The organism is Micromonospora sp. LOL_023, assembly GCF_048060115.1.
Taxonomy (GTDB): domain Bacteria; phylum Actinomycetota; class Actinomycetes; order Mycobacteriales; family Micromonosporaceae; genus Micromonospora_E.
This window is the reverse complement of sequence record NZ_JBHMIM010000158.1, coordinates 1-1,494: the sequence shown is the minus strand read 5'-3', so window position 1 is coordinate 1,494 and position 1,494 is coordinate 1. Positions and strand designations below refer to the sequence as shown.

At 70.0% G+C, this 1,494-nt stretch carries 2 protein-coding genes; one reads left to right on the top strand and one right to left on the bottom strand.

The window, feature by feature from the left end:
* Positions 1-232: 232 nt before the first annotated feature.
* A complete protein-coding gene (locus ACFHVL_RS31240; protein ID WP_416632220.1) occupies positions 233-721 on the top strand; it encodes an SRPBCC family protein in 489 nt (162 codons plus the stop codon).
* Here ACFHVL_RS31240 and ACFHVL_RS31235 read toward each other — a convergent pair.
* Positions 707-1,372 (bottom strand): CG0192-related protein, encoded by a 666-nt coding sequence (locus ACFHVL_RS31235; protein ID WP_416632219.1) that lies wholly within the window; start codon positions 1,370-1,372, stop codon positions 707-709. The genes ACFHVL_RS31240 and ACFHVL_RS31235 overlap by 15 nt on opposite strands.
* Positions 1,373-1,494 lie beyond the last annotated feature (122 nt).

Genomic DNA, 1,494 nt, shown 5'->3' with positions numbered 1-1,494 from the left:
AAATCTTCTCGATAAGCGCAAGATCGCCGAGGAACAGCGGGTGCCGGGGTGTCGGGGTGGGTGGCTCGACCATGTGTAACGACCCCGGCCCCCGGGTCATTCCAGAGATCCGGGCCGGGTCGCGTACCACTGCGATGACCTCGTGGCTGGCGGCGAGTACCTAGGCGTCGACCCCATCCGCAGCATCATGTCCCCGTATCCGGTTCTGGCTCGGGTGGCGCAAGATGGGCTGATGCCTGTCGTCGAGGCGGTGACCACGGTCCCCGTACCACCGGATCTCGCCTTTGCCGTGTCCCAGACCACCACGCCGGTTCGGCACCGTTGGGACCCGTTCATCCGGGCGCAGCACTTCGTCGACGGTGCCACCCGCCCAGGCAAGGGCGTACGCACGTTCACCCGGTCCCGGCACGGGCTGACGATGGTCAGCGAGTACGTCTCCTACGCCCCACCGACCAACGTCGGCATGAAGATGGTGCGCGGGCCGTGGTTCTTCGAAATGTTCGCCGGTGGCTGGCGGTTCACCCCCGCCGCCGAGCCCGGTCACACGGTCGCGACCTGGCGGTACAGCTTCCGCTGCCGCCCGGGGCTGCTGCGCCCCATCGCCGACCGGGTCGGGCGGTGGCTGCTGCGCCGCGACATCCGCCGCCGCATCGCCGGCTACGCGGCCGGCTGCACCGACCCGGAGGTGCTCGCCGCCGCCTGTCGGTCACTGCCCGGTTGAGGCTGCGGGCAGAATGCGGGTGGTCGACGTGGCGTGGGCCAGCGGAATCGGATCGGGCTGGCCGGCCCAGGCACCGGTCAGCACCGCGTCACCGGTCAGCTGGGCGGTGCCGAGGCGGCGCAGCACTGTCAGCTCGACCGTGTCTGTGCCGATCACCGTCCGATCGCCGGAGATCACCCGCCGGATGGTGCCAATGACAGGAACATCGACGCCAGCCGTACCGGTGCTGGTGATCTCCATGCTGGGCGCGCGGCCCACCAACTCGCCGTCGACCTCGATGAACTCCGTCGCCTGACCGGTGTCCGCAACGATGGCGCTGGCCAGGGCGGCGACGTAGACCGGGTCGCCGCAGCCGTCGTACACCCACCGCCGGCCGAGTACCGAATGTTCGACGGTGTCGATCAGCCACTGCTCCGCACCGACCAACGGAGCTCCCCGGTAGGTCAGCGGCACCTGGTACACGGGCCCGTCACCCGGCCGGACCAGGAACGTCTCGATGCCGACCTGCCCCGCCGGGTCGTCGAACCGGTACGCGGCGACGCGGGTCAACTCGCCTGCGCCCGGATCTTGATACCAGTCCCGACCTGGGAGCCAGGCCGCCAACAGCTCGAGTTTCGTCGGCCGCAGCTCTGCCCGGTGCAGCAATGCCATCCGCCGATCGTAACTGCCATGGAGATCGACGGCGGAGCACGCGTCGAGCACGCGTCGAGGGCCGGACCCCAGGGGGTGGGGGTCCGGCCCTCGCGCTGTCGGTTGTCTCGGTGCCTGCCGCA

Coding starts and splice junctions, on each gene's coding strand:
- ACFHVL_RS31240 (WP_416632220.1), top strand. CDS start 233: ATGCCTGTCGTCGAGGCGGTGACCACGGTCCCCGTACCACCGGATCTC.
- ACFHVL_RS31235 (WP_416632219.1), bottom strand. CDS start 1,372: ATGGCATTGCTGCACCGGGCAGAGCTGCGGCCGACGAAACTCGAGCTG.